Source organism: Sinomonas terricola (genome assembly GCF_034931225.1).
Lineage (GTDB): Bacteria > Actinomycetota > Actinomycetes > Actinomycetales > Micrococcaceae > Sinomonas > Sinomonas terricola.
In genome coordinates this window covers 156,314-176,846 of the sequence record NZ_JAYGGQ010000008.1, presented here as the reverse complement: position 1 = coordinate 176,846, position 20,533 = coordinate 156,314, and the positions used below count along the sequence as shown (strand labels likewise).

Here is a 20,533-nt window from a genome sequence, read left to right as displayed (position 1 = left end):
GATGTCGCCGTTGCGCGGCGCGCGCCAGCCCCGGGGCTGCCCAGGCGAGCCGGGGCGGAGTGGGAGGATTGAGCCATGACCAGCGCCGTCGTCGTCGGGAGCGGGCCCAACGGGCTCGCCGCCGCGGTGCGGCTCGCGCAGGAGGGCATCTCGGTGCGGGTGCTCGAAGCCGAGCCGAGCATCGGCGGCGGCTCGCGCTCGTCCGCGGCGACGCTCCCTGGCCTTGTGCATGACGAATGCTCGGCGTTCCACCCCATGGCCCTCGCGTCTCCGTTCCTCTCGAGCCTAGGCCTCGAGCGGCACGGCCTGCGCTGGAGGTGGCCCGAGATCGAGCTCGCCCACCCGCTCGACGGCGGGCGGGCCGCGCTCCTCTACCGGGACCTCGCCGAGACGGCGAGCGGGCTCGGCGCCGGCGGCCGCGCGTGGGCGGCGACCGTCGGCTCAACCGCCCAGAGGTTCGCCGAACTCGTCCCGGACCTCCTCGGCCCCGTCCTGCACGTTCCCCGCCGACCGGTCGCGTTCGCGCGGTTCGGCGGCCTCGCGGCCCTCCCAGCGAGCGCTCTCACGCGCCACTGGAAGGACGAGCAGGCGAGCGCCCTCTTCGCGGGCATCGCCGCCCACGCGTTCACGCGGCTCGATGCCCCGTTCTCGAGCGCCGTCGGGCTCGTCCTCGGCGCAGCCGGCCACGCGGTGGGGTGGCCTGTCGCCGAGGGTGGGAGCCAGAGGATCGCGGATGCGCTTGTCGCGCGGCTCGCCGAACTCGGGGGACGCGTCGAAACAGGTGTCCGCGTCGAGCGGGTCGAGGACGCCGGCCCGGCCGACCTCCTTCTTCTGTGCGTTGCCCCCAGAGCCGCGGCGCGGATCCTCGCGGGGAGGCTCCCGGGTGCCGTCGCCCGCTCCTATGCGCGCTACCGCCACGGGCCCGCCGCATTCAAGGTCGACTATGCGATCGAGGGCGATGTTCCTTGGGCGGCCGCCGACGTGCGACGCGCGGGCACCGTGCACCTGGGCGGGACGTTCGAGGAGATCTCGCGGTCCGAGGAGCAGGCCGTTCAAGGCCGCATGCCAGCGAATCCGTTCGTCCTCGTGGGCCAGCAGTTCGTCGCCGACCCGCTGCGCTCGTCGGGCGGACTCAACCCGCTGTGGGCGTACGCGCACGTCCCGAACGGCTACGCGGGGGACGCGACGGAGGCGGTGACGGCGCAGATTGAACGCTTCGCACCGGGGTTCCGCGGTCGCATCAGGGCCGTCTCGGCGCGGACCGTCGCGCAGGCTGAGGCGCACAACGCGAATTGCGTGGGAGGCGACGTGGCCGGGGGAGCCAACACCCCGAGCCAGCTCGTGTTCCGGCCCCGCGCGGCGGCGGATCCGTACGCCACCGGCGTCCCCGGCGTCTTCCTGTGCTCCGCATCGACCCCGCCCGGCGGGGGGACACACGGCATGGCCGGCTTCCACGCGGCTGAGCGTGCGCTGGCCCACCTCCGCCGCTGAACGGGCCGGAATTCACGCTGCCGTCCGCGCGCATAGAGTTGACGGGTGCACGACGACGCTGATCTCCCCGGAGCGCGGGACCTTCGCGACACCCGGGGCCTCTCCGAGGGGCCGGGCTTCCCGTACGAACGCCTCCGCCGCTTCCCCGACGTCGAGGCCCCGAATCTGCAGGCCTGGGATGCGACCGACCAGCTCCTGGCCGAACGCGGCATCGCCGAGGCCGCCCAGCGTTCGCTTGAGGGACGCGAGATTGCGGTCGTCGGCGATGCGTACGGCGCGATCTCGCTCCGCCTGGCGGCGGCCGGGCTCACGGGCGTTCGAGTCCACGAGGACCTCGTGACGGGCCGCGAGGCCATGGCGCGCAACGCCTTGGCCCTCGGGCTCAACGGCGTCCAGCGCCAATGCGAGCTCGATCGCGAGCTGCTCGACGGCGCTCGGCTCGTGCTGCTCCAGCTCCCTCGGGGCCTCGCCGAGCTCGAGGAGATTGCGGACGCCGTCGCCCGCTGGGCGGCGCCCGATGTCGTCGTGGTTGCGGGCGGACGGGTCAAGCACATGACGCTCGCGATGAACGGCGTCCTCGGAGCGTGTTTCCGCGAGGTGCGTGCCGAGCTCGCGGTGCGGAAGTCCCGCCTCATCGTCGCCGAAGGCCAGCTCGGCGTCCCCGAGCGTCCCCGGTTCCCCGTGGCGTCAGTGCACGACGACGTCGGCCTTACCCTGTGCGCGCACGGCGGCGCGTTCGCGGGCGAGCGGCTCGACCTCGGGACGCGGTTCCTGCTCGGGTTCCTCGGCCGCATTCCGGAGGGCGCCGCCGTCGACCTCGGTTGCGGAACCGGCGCGCTCGCCGCTGCCTACGCCCTCGCGCACCCGGGCGCGTCCGTCGTCGCGACGGACCGTTCCGCGGCCGCCGCCCGCTCGGCCCGGGCGACTATGGACGCGAACGGGATCGCGGACCGGGTCGTCGTCGAGTACGACGACGCCGCCTCCTCGCGCGAGGCGGGCTCGGCCGACGTCGTGCTTCTCAATCCGCCCTTCCACCTCGGCGCGAGCGTGCACGCGGGAGCCGCCCTCAAGCTCATCGACGCCGGGGCGCGGCTCCTGCGGCCCGGTGGCGAGCTGTGGACGGTGTACAACTCGCATCTTGACTATCGCCGCCAGCTCGAGGAATCTGTGGGGCCGACCTCGGTCGAAGGGCGCTCGCGCAAGTTCACGGTCACCCGTTCAGTTAGGCGCATCCCTACCGCGTGAGGTCCTCCGTCGGCGGGCGACATGCGATCTCCTCAGCTGTTGCTCGGCGTCGCGCGGGCCCAAACAGGGTAACGTAAACGAAAGGAATTATCCGCTCTTCGGCCGAAAGGACCCTGTGACGGAGCAGCCACGTCAGCCAGCGCCGCGGCGCGGCACCAATCTGCCGCGCATGGGGGACTTCAATCTGACGGTCATCCTCGACGCGATCCGCCGTTCGGAGGCCGGGATGAGCCGGGTAGAGCTCGCCCAGCTCGTCGGCCTCTCGCCTCAGACGATCTCCAACATCTCGCGCCGCCTCCTCGACCAGAAGCTCATCGTCGAGGCAGGCAAGGAGGGCTCCGGGCCGGGCAAGCCTCGCACCATCCTCCGCCTGAACCCCTCGGGCATGTACGCGATCGGGGTGCACCTTGACCCGGCCCTCATCACGGTTGTGCTCCTCGACCTCGTGGGGTCCGTCGTTGAGAAGCGCACGTTCGTCACGCCCCAAAGCCATGAGCCGGCCGAGATCGTCGCGGCCATCGCCGAATGCGTCGAGGAGCTCATCTCCCTTTCGGGCGTGAGCCGCTCGCTCATCGCGGGCCTCGGCGTGGCCGCCCCGGGGCCGATCGACCTCGACCGCGGCGCCGTCGTCGGGCCGCCCCTGCTCCGCGGCTGGGTCGACGTCAATCTCCAGGACATGGTCCAGACCGCAACCGGACTTCCCACCACCGTCGACAAGGACGTCACGGGCGCGGCCGTCGCGGAGATCTGGGCCGGCGGCCCCGGCGGGTCGGGAAGCTTCGTGTTCTTCTACCTCGGCACGGGCCTCGGCTGCGGGCTCGTCCTCAACGGCGAGGTGTATCGCGGAAGCTCGGGCAACGCGGGGGAGATCGGCCACATCATCGTGGACCCGGACGGCCCCCTGTGCAGCGACGGGTGCGGCATGCGCGGGACCATCGGCACCGTCCTCGAGCCCCAAGTGCTCGTGAGCCAGGCCGTCGTCGCGGGCATCCTGCCGGTGCTGCCCCCGAACCCGACGGCGCGCGAGTTCCAGGCGGCGTTCGCCCGCCTCTCGGAGCTCGTCCGCGAGGGCGACGAGACCGCGATCGGGATCATGAGCACGGCGGCGCGAAGCCTCGCGTGGGGAGCCTCGGTGGTCGGCAACCTCGTCGACGTCGAGCGTCTCGTCTTCGGCGGGCCCTTCTGGGCGCCTGTCGCAGACTTCGTCCTCGATGTGCTGCCGAATATGGTCAATGACCTCCTCGCGACCCGAGGCATCCATCACGTGGACCTCGCGGGAACGCGCCTCGGCGAAGACGTCGGCGCCGTCGGCGCGGCGTGCCTGGTCCTCGAACGCGCCCTCGCGCCCCGCGCAGAGCGGCTGCTCCTCGAGGGCTGACTACCGGTGCGGCCGCAAGCCGCACGGCACGTTCGGGCGCGTCGCATGTCACGCAGCGTCATGCTGGGCCGTTCGTGTAGCAATTGGCCATATTCGCCGCCCGGGCGCCGCACGGCTTGAAGCCCGCGCATGCTCTCTCTAGTCTCGTAACCAGTTGCCTCCGCAACGTGTCAGCGATCCCCGCCCTCGGGGATGTGGGTGCCCCCGTGTGGGTCTGACATTTGCCGCAGGGGACTGGTCCAGATGGGGCACCCGCCGCGGCGGTGCCTCGGATCGGTGCGCCCTGTGTTCCTGAATACCCTTCACCCGGCGTCGTACTCCGCCGTCGGCACGGATCCAAGGAAAGCAAGTGTCCCCACCCACCCTTATCGACGCACCCTCGACCGTGACGGAAGCGCCGGTCGCCCTCTCGTATGAGCTCTTCCCCCCGCGCAGCGACGCCGCCTCGGTGACGCTCTGGAAGACGATCCGCGAGCTTGAGGGCACCGCGCCCGACTACGTCTCTGTGACCTACGGTGCGAGCGGCTCGAACCACGATACGGCGCTCGATCTCGTCGACCGGCTCCAGCTCGAGACCACTCTGCGTCCGCTCGCGCACCTCACGTGTGTCGGCGGCACGCCGGAGGAGCTCAGTACGACGGTCAACGAGCTGCTCGACCGCGGCGTGCGCGGCATCCTCGCGCTGCGCGGCGACAAGCCGCGGGACGGCCAGGTGCCCGCGGGCAGCCTCCGCTACGCGCAGGATCTCATCGAGCTCATCCGCCGCGTCGAACTCCGCCGCTCGGCGCAGTTCGCGGCCGGGAAGGTCGCGATCGGCGTCGCGGCGTATCCGACGAAGCACCCTGAGTCGCCGAGCGAGGCCCACGACATCGAGGTGCTCCTCGCCAAGCAGCGCTCGGGCGCGGACTTCGCGATCACCCAGGTGTTCTTCCACGCCGAACAGTACGCGTCACTCATCCACCGGGCCCGCCGGGCCGGGGTCACGATCCCGATCATCCCGGGGATCATGCCCCTCACGAGCCTGCGCCGCATCCTCAAGCTCTCCGAGCTGAGCGGCGTCGCGCCGGACGCGACGCTCGTCGACAGGATGCGCGCCGCGGGGGACGACGGCGCTCTCGCTCGCAAGATCGGGGTCGAGGCGAGCGTCGCCCTCGCGCAGGCCGCGCTCGACGCGGGCGCCCCCGGCCTGCACCTGTACACGTTCAACGAGCACGAGAGCGCCCTCGAAGTGCTCGCCCGGCTCGACCTCCCGCGGCCGTCCCGGCCGTCCCTGGCCCGCCGCCAGGCCAACTGACCACCCGACACCTGTCACCGACGAAGGACTCACGATGACCTCATCTACCCTCCCTCCCGCCCGCAAGGCGTTCCCGACCGCCACGATCCTCGGCTACCCCCGCATCGGCCGCCGTCGCGAGCTCAAGAAGGCCGTCGAGGCCTACTGGGCCGGCAAGAGCAGCGCAGCCGAGCTCGAGGCCGCTGCCGAAGGCATCCAGCTCGCGACCCTCCGCCGCTTGACGGAGCTTGGCCTGACCGAGCCGTCCGCCATCCCGGGCACGTTCTCCTACTACGACCAGGTGCTCGACACGGCGGTCGCGCTTGGTGCGGTTCCCGCCCGCTTCGGCGAGCTGCACGACGCCGAGGGCCGCCTCGGCCTCGACGCCTACTTCACGCTCGCCCGCGGCAACGCCGAGCAGCAGCCGCTCGAGATGACGAAGTGGTTCGACACGAACTACCACTACCTCGTGCCCGAGATCGGTCCGGAGACGTCCTTCTCCCTCTCGTCGGAGCGCGTCGTCGACGAGTTCCGCTTCGCGAAGGCCAACGGCGTCGTGACCCGCCCCTACCTCGTGGGCCCGGTCACGTTCCTCCTCCTGAGCAAGCCGTCCGACGGCGCTCCCGCGGACTTCGATCCGCTCACGCGCCTCGAGGACGTCCTCCCCGTCTACGCCGAGCTCCTCGCACGCCTCGGCGAGGCCGGTGCCGAGTGGGTCCAGCTCGATGAGCCGGCCCTCGTCGCGGACCTCGACACGCCTGCGCTCGAGGTGAGCGACGCCGTCGAGCGTGCCTACGCGGCTCTTGCCTCGGTGGCCGGCCGCCCGCAGATCCTGCTCTCCGCGCCGTACGGCGGGCTCGGCGCGCAGACGGCCGTCGTCGCCGCGACCGGCGTCGAGGCCGTCGCGCTCGACCTGTTCAAGGGCGCGGTTCCGTCCGCCGAGGAGCTGGGTGCCTTCGCGGGCAAGACCCTCGTCGCGGGCGTTGTGGACGGCCACAACATCTGGCGCAACGACCTCGCGGCCTCGGCGGCGAAGCTCGACGCGCTCCGCGCGGCCGGTGCCACGGTCGCCGTCGGCACGTCGACGTCGGCCTTCCACGTCCCGCACGACGTCGAGGAGGAGACCCAGCTCGACGCGCAGCTGCGGAGCTGGCTCGCGTTCGCCGACCAGAAGGTCGCCGAGGTCGCGACCCTCGCCTCCTACCTCGCCGACCCGGCGTCGGCCCAGGCCGCGATCGATGAGGCAAGCCGCGTCATCGCCTCGCGCGCCGAGGCCCCGGGCGTGCGCCGCACCGAGGTGCGCGAGCGTACCGCGGCGCTGACTGATGCGGACTTCTCGCGGTCCGACTACGCGGTCCGCGCCGCGGCGCAGGACGCCGAGCTCAACCTCCCCGCGCTTCCGACGACGACGATCGGCTCGTTCCCGCAGACCGCCGAGGTCCGCGGCGCCCGCGCACGCCTGAACAAGGGCGCGATCGACGCCGCCGAGTACGAGCGCCTCATGAAGGACGAGATCAAGCGCGTCGTGGACCTCCAGGAGGAGCTTGGTTTCGACGTGCTCGTCCACGGCGAGCCCGAGCGTAACGACATGGTCCAGTACTTCGCCGAGAACCTCGACGGCTTCGACGTCACGGTCCACGGCTGGGTGCAGTCCTACGGCTCGCGCTGCACGCGCCCGTCGATCCTCTGGGGAGACGTCTCCCGCCCGGCGCCGATCACGGTTCCGTGGGCCGAGTACGCGCAGTCGCTCACCGAGAAGCCCATGAAGGGTATGCTCACGGGCCCGGTCACGATCCTCGCGTGGTCCTTCGTGCGCGACGACCAGCCGCTCGCCGAGACTGCCAACCAGGTGGCGCTCGCGCTCCGCGACGAGATCTCGGACCTTGAGTCCGCCGGGATCAAGGTCATCCAGGTCGACGAGCCGGCCCTGCGCGAGCTCCTCCCGCTGCGCCGCGCCGACCAGCCCGCGTACCTCGACTGGTCCGTGAAGTCGTTCCGGCTTGCGACCTCGGGCGTGGTGGACGCGACCCAGATCCACACGCACCTGTGCTACTCGGAGTTCGGCGTCATCATCGACGCGATCGACGGCCTCGACGCCGACGTGACCTCGATTGAGGCGGCCCGCTCGCGCATGGAGGTCGTCCACGACCTCGAGAGCCATGGCTTCGGCCGCGGCGTCGGTCCGGGCGTGTACGACATCCACTCGCCGCGCGTCCCCTCGCAGGGCGAGATCGAGGAGCTGCTCAAGACGGCCGTCGCGCACGTCCCGTCGCGCCAGCTCTGGGTCAACCCGGACTGCGGCCTCAAGACCCGCGGCTACGTCGAGACGGAGGAGTCGCTCCGCAACCTCGTCGAGGCCACCAAGGCGGCTCGCGAGGTCATCTCGGCGAACGCCTGACTGGCCACTGGTTGGTAAAGAGCTGGCCACTCGTCGTGCACGTCACGACGAGTGGCCAGCTCTTGCGATTGATTGGCCACGTAGGCGCGGGGCGGCCAGCTGATTAGTCCCAGTTGACCTCGTCGTCGACCACGCCGTCCTCGTCGGCCGCGGCCACGAGCACCTCGTCCGTGAACCCCTCGCCCAGCGTGAAGTCGAGGACGAAGTAGCGTTCGGGCTGGCCGGGGAAGATCCCGACGCGGGAGAGGCGCAGCGCGCGGACGAAGTGGTCGTCGTCGACCTCGTCCGACCGCTCGACGCCGAAGAGCTCTCGGATCTTCCCGTCGCTCAGGTTCTGGCAGTGGAAGTGCCGGTACTCGACCACGGAGGAGTCCTCGTCTTCGAGGTCCTGCGCAATGCGCTCCCGCGCTGCCTCGATAAGCTCGGGCAGGAAGCGGAGGCGGTAGTCGACCTTGTGGACTTCGGCCTCGTCGAGCCGCTCGTGCTCGCCGATGCTCAGGTCGAGGTCGATCGGGCCGCCATCGTGCTCATACCGGCCCGAAATGATCCGTTGCCCTGCCGGCGTGAGGGCGATTTCCCCGAAATGCCGGCTGACTGCCGTCTCCATGACTAAAAGATAGTCCTCGCCCATGCGGCAGGCCAGCGTGTCGGGGCAATGCGGGATACCGGATCGGGTGTTACGCGAGACGCTTCAGGAGGGCCACGGCGTCGTGCGGTGCGCGGCCGTCGGCGTCGTTGTCGAAGTAGACGTACGCGTCGATCCCGAGCTCGAGCCAGCCGCGGATCCGCTCGGCCCAGCGCGCGAGGGACGCCTGCGAATAGCCGCCACGGTACAGCTCGGTCTCGCCGTGGAGCCGCACGTAGCGTATAGGGCCGGTCTCGTCGCGGAGGGTCGGCCAGCGGCCCGCGCTGTCGGCGATGACCGTGCACACGTCCCGCTCGGCGAGGAATGCCCGCGCGTCGTCCGTATCGAAGCTCTCGTGGCGCGCCTCGAGGGCGTGCTGGAGCGGCCCCTCGAACGGCGCCTCGGCGAAGGCGCGGTCCGCGGGAAGCTTCTCGTTGTGGCGCGCGGCGAGCTCTGCGGCCGCCGTCGTCGTCCGGGGGAGGAGCCGCGCGAAGGCGTCGAGCCGCTCCGGATCGAACGCGAGGCGCTCGGGGAGCTGCCACAGGATGGGGCCGAGGCGGTCCGCGAGGGCGAGGACGCCGGAGGCGAAGAAGTTCGCGAGGGGCGCCTCGACGTCGCGCAGCTGCTTCAGGTGGGTGATGAACCGGCCGCCCTTGACCGCGAGGCGGAAGCCGTCCGGGGTCGCGGCGCGCCAGCGCTCGTACGACGACGGCCGCTGGAGGGAGTAGAAGGAGCCATTGATCTCGATCGAGGTCATGTGCTCGGCCGCGTAGGCGAGCTCGTCCTCCTGGCGCAGGCCCTGCGGGTAGAAGTCGCCGCGCCAGCTCGCGTAGCGCCAGCCGGAGACTCCCACGAAGGCCTTGGCCATGGGGGTCTATCGGCGCGCCGCGCCGGGGTTGCGGGCCTGGATCGACTTGAGCGTCTCGGCGACGAGGTCGAGGAACAGCCCCGTCTGGGTGTCGCCCGAGCCGCCTGGGCGCAGGGCGAAGATGTTGCGGGCCAGCCGGATCTCAGGGACGTCGACGACGACGACGCCGTCCGGCCGCGTCTGCAGCGCGAGCTCCGGGACGAGCGTCGCGCCGAGGCCCGAGGAGGCGAGGCCGAGGCTTGCGTTGAAATCGTCGCTGTAGCCGACGACGCGCGGCTCGAGCCCGCAGCTTGCGAAGAGCCGGTCGATGACGGTCGCGTCGCTCGTCCCCGGATGGTGGACGATCCACGGCATGCCGCCGAGCTGGCGCGCGGTCACCTGGGCGCCTTCGGCGATGCCCCACGAGGCTGGCAGCACGACGCAGAAGGGATCGTCGCCGATCCACTGCCGCTCCATTGTGTGCGGCCACGCGAGCCCGCTCTGGCCCACCTGGTAGACGAGGACGACGTCGAGCTCGCCTCCCGTGCGTAGCCCCCGGATCGTCTCGCCCGGCTCGGCGATGGAGACGTGAAGGTCGAGCCCGAGGTGCCGCCAGCGTTCGTTCCGCAGGACGGAGGGGAGGACATAGGTCGCAAGGCTCGGGAAGATCCCGAGGCGCAGGCCCTTGCCGGCTGCCTCGGCGGCCCGCGCGGTGGCCGCCTTGAGCGCGTCGATGTCGGTGAGCACCTTCGTCGCGTGGCGCGTCATGACGACGGCGGCCTCGGTGGGCGTCACGCTCTTGGGGGAGCGGATGAAGAGCTGGGCGCCGGTCTCCCGCTCGAGTGCGGCCATCTGCTGGGAGACGGCCGACGCCGTGTAGCCGAGCCGCTGGGCGGCGGCCGCGAAGGAGCCCTGGCGCACGACCTCGAGGAGGGTCTGGAGATGGACGGGGTTCACCATCGTGGACCTCCTCGGGACGGGTTTGGCGGATGGGCGGACGAGCAGGGGCCCGGCACAGCGGCCGGACCTCGTGATCAGCCTACGACACGCAGTGAGGTGCGCCACGCCGTCCGCGACACGCCGACGGCGAACGACACGAAAGTTTTTTCCTGTGTGCAGACGGCGCTCCACAGCCTGTGGACGATGCCCCGAGATGGGCGGAAAACCGCGGGTTTGGGTGTGGGTTTACTGTGCAGTAAGTGTGGACTCTCGGCGTGATGAATGACATACTTGTAAGACATCATCTTGGGGTACACAACGGCACCGACCACTACATGTAGTGTGGTGACACGCCAAGGCAGTCCGAACCACGGGAAGGCTGCCGGCCAGTCGGGCGACCTCACCGGGCCGCAGCCAGCGCAAGTCTTCCAGGAGGGAAGGAACCATGAACGTCACGGTCTACACGAAGCCTGCGTGCGTGCAGTGCAACGCCACCTACCGTGCCCTCGACAAGAAGGGCATCGCCTACCAGAGCGTCGACGTTACCCAGGACCCAGAGGCCCTCGAGCGGCTCAAGGCCATGGGCTACATGCAGGCGCCCGTCGTTGTCACCGACGGCGGCCACTGGTCGGGCTTCCGCCCCGACAAGATCGAGGAGCTCGCGCAGTCGGGAACCTCGTCCGCATCGGTGGCCTGACGCCGTCGTCCGTTCTCTCTCGCAAGGGGGTGCTGAGGTGACTGCGTCATTGGTCATGGCCACGCCGGGCGCGCACGCGCCCGAGGCCGAGCCCCGCCCCGTGTCGAGCCGGCTCATCTACTTCTCGTCTGCTTCCGGCAATACGCACCGCTTCGTGGCCAAGCTCGGCCTTGACGCGGAGCGCATCCCGCTCCATCCGCACGATCGGCCCATCCGGGCCACGGAGCCGTTCGTGCTCGTCGTCCCGACCTATGGCGGGACCGGGGGAGCGGGGTCGGTGCCGAAGCAGGTCATCAGATTCCTCAACGACCCGCAGAACCGTTCCCTCATCCGAGGGGTCATCGGCGCGGGGAACACGAACTTCGGGGACAATTACTGCGCCGCGGGCGACGTGATCGCTGTCAAGTGCAAGGTCCCTCACCTCTACCGTTTCGAGCTCATGGGCACGCCCGACGACGTCGCCCGGGTCACCGAAGGATTGGACGCATTTTGGACACGACTGTCGCAGAACCCGCAGTAGCGGCTGCTGTGGACCCCAAGGAACTGCCCGCGAAGTACAAGGGCTTGGGCTACCACGAGCTCAACGCGATGCTGAACCTGTACGGCGAGGACGGCAAGATCCAGTTCGACGCCGATCGGTACGCGGCGCGCCAGTATTTCCTCGAGCACGTCAACACCAACACGGTGTTCTTCCACGACCTGGACGAGAAGCTCGAGTACCTCCTCAAGAAGGACTACTACGAGCGCGAGACGCTCGACCAGTACACGATGAACTTCATCCGCGAGCTGTTCAGCCGCGCGTACAAGAAGAAGTTCCGGTTCGAGACGTTCCTCGGCGCGTTCAAGTTCTACACGTCGTACACGCTCAAGACGTTCGACGGCAAGCGCTACCTCGAGCGCTACGAGGACCGCGTGTGCATGGTCGCGCTCCACCTCGCGCGCGGCGATGAGCAGCTCGCGACGCAGCTTGTCGACGAGATCATCGCGGGCCGGTTCCAGCCCGCGACGCCGACGTTCCTCAACGCGGGCAAGAAGCAGCGCGGCGAGCTCGTCTCGTGCTTCCTCCTGCGCATCGAGGACAACATGGAGTCGATCGCGCGCGGCATCAACTCGGCGCTCCAGCTTTCGAAGCGCGGCGGCGGCGTGGCACTCTCGCTCACCAACATCCGCGAGCACGGTGCCCCGATCAAGCAGATCGAGAACCAGTCATCGGGTGTCATCCCGGTCATGAAGCTCCTCGAGGACTCGTTCTCCTACGCGAACCAGCTTGGTGCGCGCCAGGGTGCCGGTGCCGTATATCTGCACGCGCACCACCCGGACATCTACCGCTTCCTCGACACGAAGCGCGAGAACGCGGACGAGAAGATCCGCATCAAGACGCTCTCGCTCGGCGTCGTGATCCCGGACATCACGTTCGAGCTCGCAAAGCGGAACGAGGACATGTACCTGTTCTCGCCGTACGACGTCGAGCGCGTGTACGGCATCCCGTTCTCCGACGTCTCGGTCACCGAGAAGTACTACGAGATGGTGGACGACGCGCGGATCAAGAAGACGAAGATCAATGCGCGCGAGTTCTTCCAGACCCTCGCGGAGATCCAGTTCGAGTCGGGCTACCCGTACATCATGTTCGAGGACACGGTGAACCGGGCCAACCCGATCGCCGGCAAGGTGACCATGAGCAACCTGTGCTCGGAGATCCTCCAGGTTTCCTCGCCGTCGCTCTACAACGAGGACCTCACCTACGCCCAGGTGGGCAAGGACATCTCGTGCAACCTCGGGTCGATGAACATCGCCAAGACGATGGACTCGGGTGACTTCGGGCTCTCGATCGAGACGGCGATCCGCGCGCTCTCCGCCGTGTCCGATATGAGCGACATCCAGTCGGTGCCGTCCGTCGCGGAGGGCAACTCGAAGTCGCACGCGATCGGCCTCGGGCAGATGAACCTCCACGGATACCTCGCCCGCGAGCGGGTGCACTACGGCTCCGAAGAGGGCCTCGACTTCACGAACATCTACTTCTACACGGTCCTGTTCCATGCGCTCCGCGCGTCGAACCTGCTCGCGCAGGAGCACGGGGCTCCTTTCGGGGGCTTCGAGAACTCGAAGTACGCGTCGGGGGAGTTCTTCGACAAGTACACCGAGCAGGAGTGGGCGCCGAAGACGGACCGCGTGCGGGAGATCTTCGCGGAGGCGAACGTCCACGTTCCGACGCAGGACGACTGGCGCGCACTCAAGGCCTCGGTCATGGAGCACGGCATCTACAACCAGAACCTCCAGGCGGTCCCGCCGACCGGCTCGATCAGCTACATCAACAACTCGACGTCGTCGATCCACCCGGTGGCGTCGAAGATCGAGATCCGCAAGGAAGGCAAGATCGGCCGCGTCTACTACCCGGCCCCGTACCTCACGAACGACAACCTGGAGTACTACCAGGACGCGTACGAGATCGGCTACGAGAAGATCATCGACACCTACGCGGCAGCAAGCCAGCACGTGGACCAGGGCCTCTCGCTCACGCTCTTCTTCAAGGACACGGCGACGACGCGCGACATCAACAAGGCTCAGATCTACGCGTGGCGCAAGGGCATCAAGACGCTCTACTACATCCGAATTCGCCAGCTCGCCCTCGAGGGGACCGAGGTGGAGGGTTGCGTCAGCTGCATGCTGTAGTGGTTGTTGACTCTTACTTCGTTCGAAAGGACCTCCGATGACCCCCGAGAAGCTCAAGCTCCTCGACCACGTCCAGGCGATCAACTGGAACCGCATCCAGGACGAGAAGGACGTCGAGGTGTGGAACCGCCTCGTGAACAACTTCTGGCTTCCCGAGAAGGTGCCGCTCTCCAACGACGTGCCGTCGTGGAACACGCTCACCGCTCAGGAGCAGCAGCTCACGATGCGCGTGTTCACGGGCCTCACGCTCCTCGACACGATCCAGGGCACCGTCGGCGCCGTGAGCCTCATCCCGGACGCGATCACGCCGCACGAGGAAGCGGTCTACACGAACATCGCGTTCATGGAGTCGGTCCACGCCAAGAGCTACTCGTCGATCTTCTCGACGCTGTGCTCGACCAAGGAGATCGACGACGCTTTCCGGTGGAGCCTCGAGAATGAGAACCTCCAGCGCAAGGCGCACATCGTCATGGACTACTACCGTGGCGACGAGCCGCTCAAGCGCAAGGTCGCCTCGACCCTGCTCGAGAGCTTCCTCTTCTACTCGGGCTTCTACCTGCCTATGTACTGGTCGTCCCGCGCGAAGCTCACGAACACCGCGGACCTCATCCGGCTCATCATCCGTGACGAGGCCGTGCACGGCTACTACATCGGCTACAAGTTCCAGAAGGGCCTCGAGCGGGTCTCCGAGGAGAAGCGCCAGGAGATCAAGGACTACACGTTCGAGCTCCTCTTCGAGCTCTACGAGAACGAGGTCCAGTACACGCACGATCTTTACGACCCCGTGGGGCTCTCCGAGGACGTCAAGAAGTTCCTGCACTACAACGCCAACAAGGCGCTCATGAACCTCGGGTACGAGGCCATGTTCCCGTCCTCCGTGACGGACGTGAACCCGGCCATCCTCTCGGCCCTTTCACCGAACGCGGACGAGAACCACGACTTCTTCTCGGGGTCCGGTTCGAGCTACGTGATCGGCAAGGCCGTGAACACGGAAGACGAGGACTGGGACTTCTGAGAGTGATCTCAGCCCGGCGCCCGTAAAGCGCTGATGGGAGGCCCGGACCTGCAGGTTTCTGCAGGTCCGGGCCTCTTTTCGTGCCGACCAGCACAGGGTAGGGGAGGCCGGAAATGAGCTCAGGTGTTCAGGCGTTGCTGCAAGCGTGCACGAACCCTCATCCGGTTGTTAAGGGATGCTCGAAGGATAATGCCTCGCTGGCGGGTCCTGCCGGAAACTCGAGTGCTGGTCGAGCCTCTGTCGGCGATCCGCGACGAATCCAAGGCACTGTTCGGCGCGTACGCATCCGGAGACGGCCCGCCCGGATTGAAGGTGAACCGTCTGATGTCGTTTACGACGTCCGCACAGGACTGGTTCGCCAAAGTCCGACATTTCGCCACAACTCCGATTACCGAGAGCGGGTTCCTCCGACTTGCGCTCAATCCAGCCGTGATGGGAGGACCGACCTCATCGGGGGCGGCGTTGGCCTCCCTCCGGTCGCTCAGAGCCGACCCGCGAGCCACGTTTCTGGCGGACGACGCGACTCTCGCCGATCCGGTCATCTCCCTCGAAGCCATGGCCGGCCACCGTCAAGTCACAGACCTGCATCTGGTCAACCTCGCCGTCGCGCACTCGGCCCGGCTAGTGACATTCGACAAGCGCATCGCAGGAACGTTGACAGGCGCCTCCGCGGAGGCGGTCCTCGCTCTCTGACTGACCCCAATCAGGATCCAACATCGGAGTGGTGGTCTATGACCGCGTGCGCCCGCGGCGGGCGACGGCGTCGATCGTCACCGCGGCGACGAGGACCAGCGCCGTGACCACGTACTTCGCCGGCGCGCTGTAGCCTTGGAGGCCCATCCCGTTGTCGATGGCTGCGATCACAAGCCCTCCGAGAACCCCGTGCAGCACCTTGCCCCGCCCGCCGAACAGACTTGTTCCTCCGATGACCGCAGCCGCCACGGCGTACAGCACGAGAGTGCCGCCGTCGTACGAGGTGGAGACCGAGCGGAGCCGGGACGCATAGACGATTCCGCCGATACCCGCGGTGAAGGACGCGAGCATAAAGGCGAGAGTGCGGATGCGCGCGAGGTTGACTCCTCCCCGCCGTGCGGCTTCGGCGTTGCCGCCGATGGCGTAGATGTAGCGGCCGAACCGGGTGCGGCCCAGCAGAAGAGTCCACGCGGCCAGGACTCCGAGCACCACAAGGAGCACCCAAGGTACGCCGCTGATTTCAATCAGGATGCCGCGGTTGGTGTTGCAGAGCCAGACGATGGCCACCCCAGCGGCGAGGACAGCGGCGATCTTCAGGGCGCTCACGCTCGCCGGGGGCGCGACGAGCCCGCTCGTGCGCCGGCGAGCGTCTCGAAGCCAGGTCCAGGCGCTGAACGCTCCCGCGATGGCGAGCATCACGATCCAGCTGGCGACCGGGCTGAGGTTTCCGCTCGCGACGTTGTTGATGACGGTGTCGTTGATGGGCACCACGCCGCCACTGCCAAGGATGATCAGCATCACCCCGAGCCACCCGAGCTGGCCGCCGAGCGTCACCACGAAGGAGGGCAGCCGGAGACGGGTGATAATCGTGCCCTGCAGCGCCCCGATCGCGGCGCACGCGGCCAGCCCGACGGCGATAGCCGCCCACCACGGCCATCCGGTCGATTCTTGGACGAGCTCGGCCATGATGACGCCGCCGATGCCACCGACGTAGCCGATTGACAGGTCGATCTCACCGAGCAGGAGCACGAAGATCTGGCCCATTGCCAGCACCATGAACACGGAGCCTTGGATGAGCAGGTTCACGAGGTTGCCGGGCGTCAGGAAATTGGGGTTGAGCGATTGGAAGAGCACCGAAATGAGGACCAGGCCCGCGAGCACCGGCAGGACCCCGCTCTCGCCTCCTCGGACTCGTGCGAGTGCCGCGCGGAAGTAGTCGGGCAGCGACGTGGCCGTGATCACGGGATTGAGAGCCAGGACGGCGTCTCGCTTGGCGGCCGCCGTCGTCGGTTCGTCCGCGGCCACAACCGCGGCGGTCGCTTCCTCCGGGAGCCCAACCGCGGTCATCGGTTCATCCGGGGGAGCCTCCGTGGCGGCGACAGCGGGTTGCCCGGCCGGCGCTGATGGCCCGAGCTCGGGCCGCGCCCGGTCGGACAGGCCGGTGGTCATCAGATCGACCACGATCTGTCGGTCCAGTTCTGTGACGGGCCGAACCGCGACGAGCCGGCCGAGGTGGAGCACGGCGATCCGGTCCGCGACGTGGAAGACATCGTTCATGTTGTGCGAGACGACGAGGACGGCTACGCCGCGGTCGGCGAGCTGGCGAATGAGGCGAAGGACGACCTCCGTCTGGGCGACGCCGAGGGCCGCCGTCGGCTCGTCCATGATCACGAGCTTCGAGTTCCAGAGGACCGACTTCGCGATCGCCACCGACTGGCGTTGTCCGCCGGAGAGCGATGCGACGGGCTGGCGGATCGAGCGCACGGTCGTCACAGCGAGGCTCGACAGCGTCTCCCTCGCCGCGATCTCCATGCTCTCTTCGTCGAGGAGAAAATGGCGCAGCCGCTCCCGGCCCAGGAACAGATTCTGCACGATGTCGAGGTTGTCGCACAGGGCCAAGTCCTGGTACACGGTTTCGATGCCGAGTGCGGCTGCCTCGTGAGGGGAATTCAGCCGCACGGGCGTACTTTCCCAGAAGATCTGTCCGTCATCTGGGGCGAAGATGCCGGCGATGCATTTGATCAATACTGATTTGCCCGCGCCGTTGTCGCCAGCGAGCGCAGTCACCTTCCCGGTCGGCACCTCGAGGGTGATGTCGACGAGCGCCTGGACCGGCCCGAAGTTCTTGTCGATCCCGGAAAGGCGAAGCAGCGGACCGATGTCCGGTGGTGCCAAGGTGTCCGGCTGCGCTGGCGATTCGGGCGTCACGCTGGCTGATCCAACTCCTCAATCCGTGGCGCTATTGGATCCCGGCCGTCGTGCACGCGTCCTTGACCTGGGCGATGCACAGCGACGAGACCGTCACGGCGCCGTCCTTGACGACCGTGTCCGCCATATTCTTCGTGGTGACCCACAGGGGCGTCAGCAGGGACGACGCGACGTCGGCCTTCGCCGTATCGTCCGTCGTCTTGCCGTTCACCAGCGACGAAGGAACGTCCGCGCTCGCGCGCAGGTAGAGCGCCGCTGCGGCAGCAGCCTGGGCCTCAAGGTAGATCGGCTTGTACACGGTTCCACATTGGTAGCCCTTCAGGATGTTCTGCAGCCCGGAGAGGGACGCATCCTGCCCCGTGGTCGGGAACTTCTTGGCGGGGATGTTCTTGCTCTGCAGGTAGGAGATCACCGCGTTGGCGTTGTCGTCGTTGGGGGTGACGACGGCGTTGATGTTCGGGTGCGCCGTGTACTGCTGGGCAAAGGTCGTCTGCGCGACGGATGGCGTCCACGTGCCTGCCGGCTCGCCCACGTTCACGTACTCGCCGCTGTCGAAGTGCGGCTTGAGAACGCCGTTGTAGCCTTGCGCGAACAGCTTCGCGTTGTTGTCGGTCGGGTCGCCGTCCATGATCAGGATGTTCGGCTTGGCGACGTTCCAGTCGGCGAGGCAGCTGATTTCGCCCTGGCCGATCAGCTGACCGACCTTGACGTTGTCGAAGCTGACGTAGATGCGATCCTTCGCGCCGCCCTTCACGAGCCGGTCATAGTCGATCACCTTGACGCCGCGCGCTGTGGCGGCGGCTTCGATGGCCGCTCCCGAGCCCGAGTCGAGGGCGTCGACCAGCAGCACGGAGGCCCCGGCGGTGATGTCAGCCTCGGCTTGGGTCTGCATCGTGGCCGCGCTGCCCTGCGCGTTGTCGATCTTGAACTTGCTCGAGTCAAGGCCTGCTGCTTCGAAGGCCTTCGTCAGATAAGGCGCATCGAAGGTGACGTATCTTGCGGAGGTCGTGGTGTCGGGCAGAAGGACGCCGACGATGCCCTTGCCTTGGGAGGCGAGGGACGTGAGTTGTTTCATCGCTGAAAAGTCGGCGGTAAATGCTGACGCAGAGATCTGCGGCACAGCTCCGCCAGAGCTCGCAGCGCTCGTGGTGGGCGAGGCGCCCGGTCCGCTACAGGCCGCCAGCACTGACACGGAGAGGGCTGCAACAAAGGTGGTTCCGAGACCGCGTGCTGAAACCTTGAGGTGGTCCAACTTGATCTTTCCTTATGACTGATCCGCGATTGCGGGGACCAGGCGCGGCCGGACCGGAATCCAGGCGGTTGCAGCCGTGCGGGCCCATGAGGGAATCCGCGGCGATTCCCACTAAGGGTGCCGGCTCGTCAGCTTGTGGCTGACTGCCCGCTCAAGGACCGGTGAATCGACATCACGGGGCCCTTCGGTATACATGACTACGTTGTAGACCCGAGGTCTGTTCTCCACAAGGCTTCAATTCACCTCGACTCCACCCCTAGTTGCCCGGGCGCCGTACTCTGGGGACGGGTACCGGATCTCGGGGGCGACTCGCGAATCCTCCCGCCCGCAAAAGCTCTCGTGATCAATCGGAGGCAAAACGTGGTGCAGTCGGGAAAGCTCGTCGTAGTCGGCGCCGGTGCCGTCGGCAGTTCAATCGCGTACGCGGCGCTCATTCGCAGCTCGGCCCGGGACATCGTCCTTTACGACGTCGACGGGCCAAAAGTCGACGCCCAGGTGCTGGATCTCGCACACGGAACGCAATTCACGGGCGTGGGGAGCGTCAGCGGAGGCAACGACATCGCGGTAGCTGGCGGCGCCGACGTCGTCGTCATCACGGCGGGGGCAAAGCAGAAGCCAGGCCAGAGCCGCCTGGATCTCGCGGGGACGAATGCGGAAATTCTCCGCACCGTGCTGCCACCCCTTCTCGCCGTCTCGCCGGATGCGGTGTATTTGCTGGTCACCAACCCTTGCGACGTGATGACCGTCATCGCACAGCGCATATTGGGACTGCCGTCGGGCCGGGTGTTCGGCTCGGGGACCTTATTGGATACGTCGCGCCTGAGATGGCTGATTGCGCAGAAAGCAGGGATTTCGAGGAGTTCGGTGCACGCGTCTATCGTCGGCGAGCACGGCGACACGGAGTTTCCGCTGTGGACCGGGGCCTCGATTGGCGGGGTGCCCCTCAAGGACTGGGAGCTGCCGGACGGCGAGAAGCCGTTCAGCCCTCAAGTCCTCGACGAACTGACCCGCGAGGTGGCCAACGCCGCATATCGCGTTATTGCCGGAAAAGGAGCCACGAATTACGCGATCGGCCTCTCGGCCGCCCGGATCATCGAAGCCGTGCTTCGCGGAGAGGACGCGGTCCTGCCCGTTTCAAGCGTCCTTGACGGGCCGTACGGGATGAGCGGCGTTGCCCTGAGCCTGCCGAGCGTTGTGGGAACCGGGGGCGTCCGCAGTGTCCTCAACGTGCCGATGGACGACGGCGAGCGGGAGAGGCTCGCGCGCTCGGCCGCTGCGATTCAGGCTGCGCTTGACGCCCTGATGCTTCCGGAGCGGGGCAGCTGAGCCCACATCGGCAGGCCCAATGCCGAACCGGCCTTCGCATGCTTCTCTGGCAGCGGCCCATCGCAGGGGTCCATACTCTTAAAAGCCCACAAGGGCAGTCGGGGATGGTTCGGGGGTCTTCAAGGAGGCGTCTTTCGGGGCCATGGCCGAGGAGGCACGGCGGCTTGCGGGTGAGCTTCGATGGCTCGACGGGATCGGGGAGTCACCGGACGACGCCGATAACGCCGGGCACCGCACGATGGCATCGCTCGACGCGCACGAGGTCACCGGCCTCGCGAGGCAGCTCTTGGAACTGGACGGGATCGTGCTCGGCCCCGACAACGAAGTCCGTTCGACCGAGGACCGGTCCGCAGCCGACCCGCCGGGCTCCGCGGAGCAGGCCCAGGCCGACGAGCCGCCGGCCCGGGACGCCGGACCGGCGAGCGGACGGACTCGACCCCGTCGACGTCGTCCATAGCGCCGACGCGTCGGCGGCC

17 protein-coding genes are annotated in these 20,533 nt (G+C 68.0%); 12 read left to right on the top strand and 5 right to left on the bottom strand.

Annotated features, from left to right (window positions below; translation table 11 throughout):
* Positions 1–75 precede the first annotated feature (75 nt).
* From SPF06_RS12050 to metE, 5 genes are all read left to right on the top strand, one after another.
* The gene (locus SPF06_RS12050; RefSeq protein ID WP_323279300.1) at positions 76–1,491 is read left to right on the top strand and encodes a phytoene desaturase family protein; all 1,416 of its coding nucleotides are present in this window, start codon (positions 76–78) and stop codon (positions 1,489–1,491) included.
* A 45-nt stretch (positions 1,492–1,536) separates the two neighbouring features.
* Positions 1,537–2,736 (top strand): class I SAM-dependent methyltransferase, encoded by a 1,200-nt coding sequence (locus SPF06_RS12045; protein ID WP_428985754.1) that lies wholly within the window; start codon positions 1,537–1,539, stop codon positions 2,734–2,736.
* A 169-nt stretch (positions 2,737–2,905) separates the two neighbouring features.
* A complete protein-coding gene (locus tag SPF06_RS12040) occupies positions 2,906–4,114 on the top strand; it encodes an ROK family transcriptional regulator (protein WP_323279334.1) in 1,209 nt (402 codons plus the stop codon).
* A 349-nt stretch (positions 4,115–4,463) separates the two neighbouring features.
* Positions 4,464–5,408, top strand: coding sequence for a methylenetetrahydrofolate reductase (locus tag SPF06_RS12035; protein WP_323279299.1), 945 nt, complete (start codon positions 4,464–4,466; stop codon positions 5,406–5,408).
* A gap of 34 nt (positions 5,409–5,442) precedes the next feature.
* Positions 5,443–7,785: a 5-methyltetrahydropteroyltriglutamate--homocysteine S-methyltransferase gene (gene metE / locus SPF06_RS12030; protein ID WP_323279298.1), complete on the top strand. Its 2,343-nt coding sequence runs from the start codon at positions 5,443–5,445 to the stop codon at positions 7,783–7,785.
* 103 nt (positions 7,786–7,888) lie between these two features.
* Here metE and SPF06_RS12025 read toward each other — a convergent pair whose 3' ends face one another.
* From SPF06_RS12025 to SPF06_RS12015, 3 genes are all read right to left on the bottom strand, one after another.
* On the bottom strand, positions 7,889–8,392 hold the full coding sequence (locus SPF06_RS12025) for a DUF2004 domain-containing protein (protein WP_323279297.1): 504 nt from the start codon (positions 8,390–8,392) through the stop codon (positions 7,889–7,891).
* A 70-nt stretch (positions 8,393–8,462) separates the two neighbouring features.
* Complete coding sequence (locus SPF06_RS12020; protein WP_323279296.1) at positions 8,463–9,278, bottom strand: DUF72 domain-containing protein; 816 nt, start codon at positions 9,276–9,278, stop codon at positions 8,463–8,465.
* 6 nt (positions 9,279–9,284) lie between these two features.
* Positions 9,285–10,217, bottom strand: a complete 933-nt coding sequence (locus SPF06_RS12015) for a LysR family transcriptional regulator (protein ID WP_323279295.1) — start codon at positions 10,215–10,217, stop codon at positions 9,285–9,287.
* Positions 10,218–10,641: 424 nt separating this feature from the next.
* Here SPF06_RS12015 and nrdH point away from each other — a divergent pair, with 424 nt between their 5' ends.
* The 5 genes from nrdH to SPF06_RS11990 all read left to right on the top strand — a co-directional run bounded on the left by nrdH (position 10,642) and on the right by SPF06_RS11990 (position 15,271).
* Complete coding sequence (gene nrdH, locus SPF06_RS12010; RefSeq protein WP_323279294.1) at positions 10,642–10,893, top strand: glutaredoxin-like protein NrdH; 252 nt, start codon at positions 10,642–10,644, stop codon at positions 10,891–10,893.
* A gap of 55 nt (positions 10,894–10,948) precedes the next feature.
* Positions 10,949–11,413 carry a class Ib ribonucleoside-diphosphate reductase assembly flavoprotein NrdI gene (gene nrdI / locus SPF06_RS12005; RefSeq protein ID WP_323279333.1) on the top strand — a complete coding sequence of 155 codons (465 nt, stop codon included), beginning with the start codon at positions 10,949–10,951 and terminating at the stop codon, positions 11,411–11,413.
* 23 nt (positions 11,414–11,436) lie between these two features.
* Positions 11,437–13,563 (top strand): class 1b ribonucleoside-diphosphate reductase subunit alpha, encoded by a 2,127-nt coding sequence (gene nrdE / locus SPF06_RS12000; RefSeq protein WP_323279332.1) that lies wholly within the window; start codon positions 11,437–11,439, stop codon positions 13,561–13,563.
* A gap of 37 nt (positions 13,564–13,600) precedes the next feature.
* Positions 13,601–14,578, top strand: coding sequence for a class 1b ribonucleoside-diphosphate reductase subunit beta (gene nrdF, locus SPF06_RS11995; protein WP_323279293.1), 978 nt, complete (start codon positions 13,601–13,603; stop codon positions 14,576–14,578).
* Positions 14,579–14,767: 189 nt separating this feature from the next.
* On the top strand, positions 14,768–15,271 hold the full coding sequence (locus tag SPF06_RS11990) for a PIN domain-containing protein (RefSeq protein WP_323279292.1): 504 nt from the start codon (positions 14,768–14,770) through the stop codon (positions 15,269–15,271).
* A 36-nt stretch (positions 15,272–15,307) separates the two neighbouring features.
* On the opposite strand, the gene SPF06_RS11985 is transcribed toward SPF06_RS11990, so the two are convergent.
* Entirely contained in the window at positions 15,308–17,479 is a 2,172-nt protein-coding gene (locus SPF06_RS11985; RefSeq protein ID WP_323279291.1) for an ABC transporter permease subunit, read from the bottom strand.
* Positions 17,480–17,510: 31 nt separating this feature from the next.
* A complete protein-coding gene (locus SPF06_RS11980; protein ID WP_323279290.1) occupies positions 17,511–18,554 on the bottom strand; it encodes a sugar ABC transporter substrate-binding protein in 1,044 nt (347 codons plus the stop codon).
* Positions 18,555–19,094: 540 nt separating this feature from the next.
* On the opposite strand from SPF06_RS11980, the gene SPF06_RS11975 reads away from it, so the two are divergent.
* The gene (locus SPF06_RS11975) at positions 19,095–20,057 is read left to right on the top strand and encodes an L-lactate dehydrogenase (RefSeq protein WP_323279331.1); all 963 of its coding nucleotides are present in this window, start codon (positions 19,095–19,097) and stop codon (positions 20,055–20,057) included.
* Between the two features lie 142 nt (positions 20,058–20,199).
* The gene (locus tag SPF06_RS11970) at positions 20,200–20,514 is read left to right on the top strand and encodes a hypothetical protein (protein ID WP_323279289.1); all 315 of its coding nucleotides are present in this window, start codon (positions 20,200–20,202) and stop codon (positions 20,512–20,514) included.
* Positions 20,515–20,533: the final 19 nt, after the last annotated feature.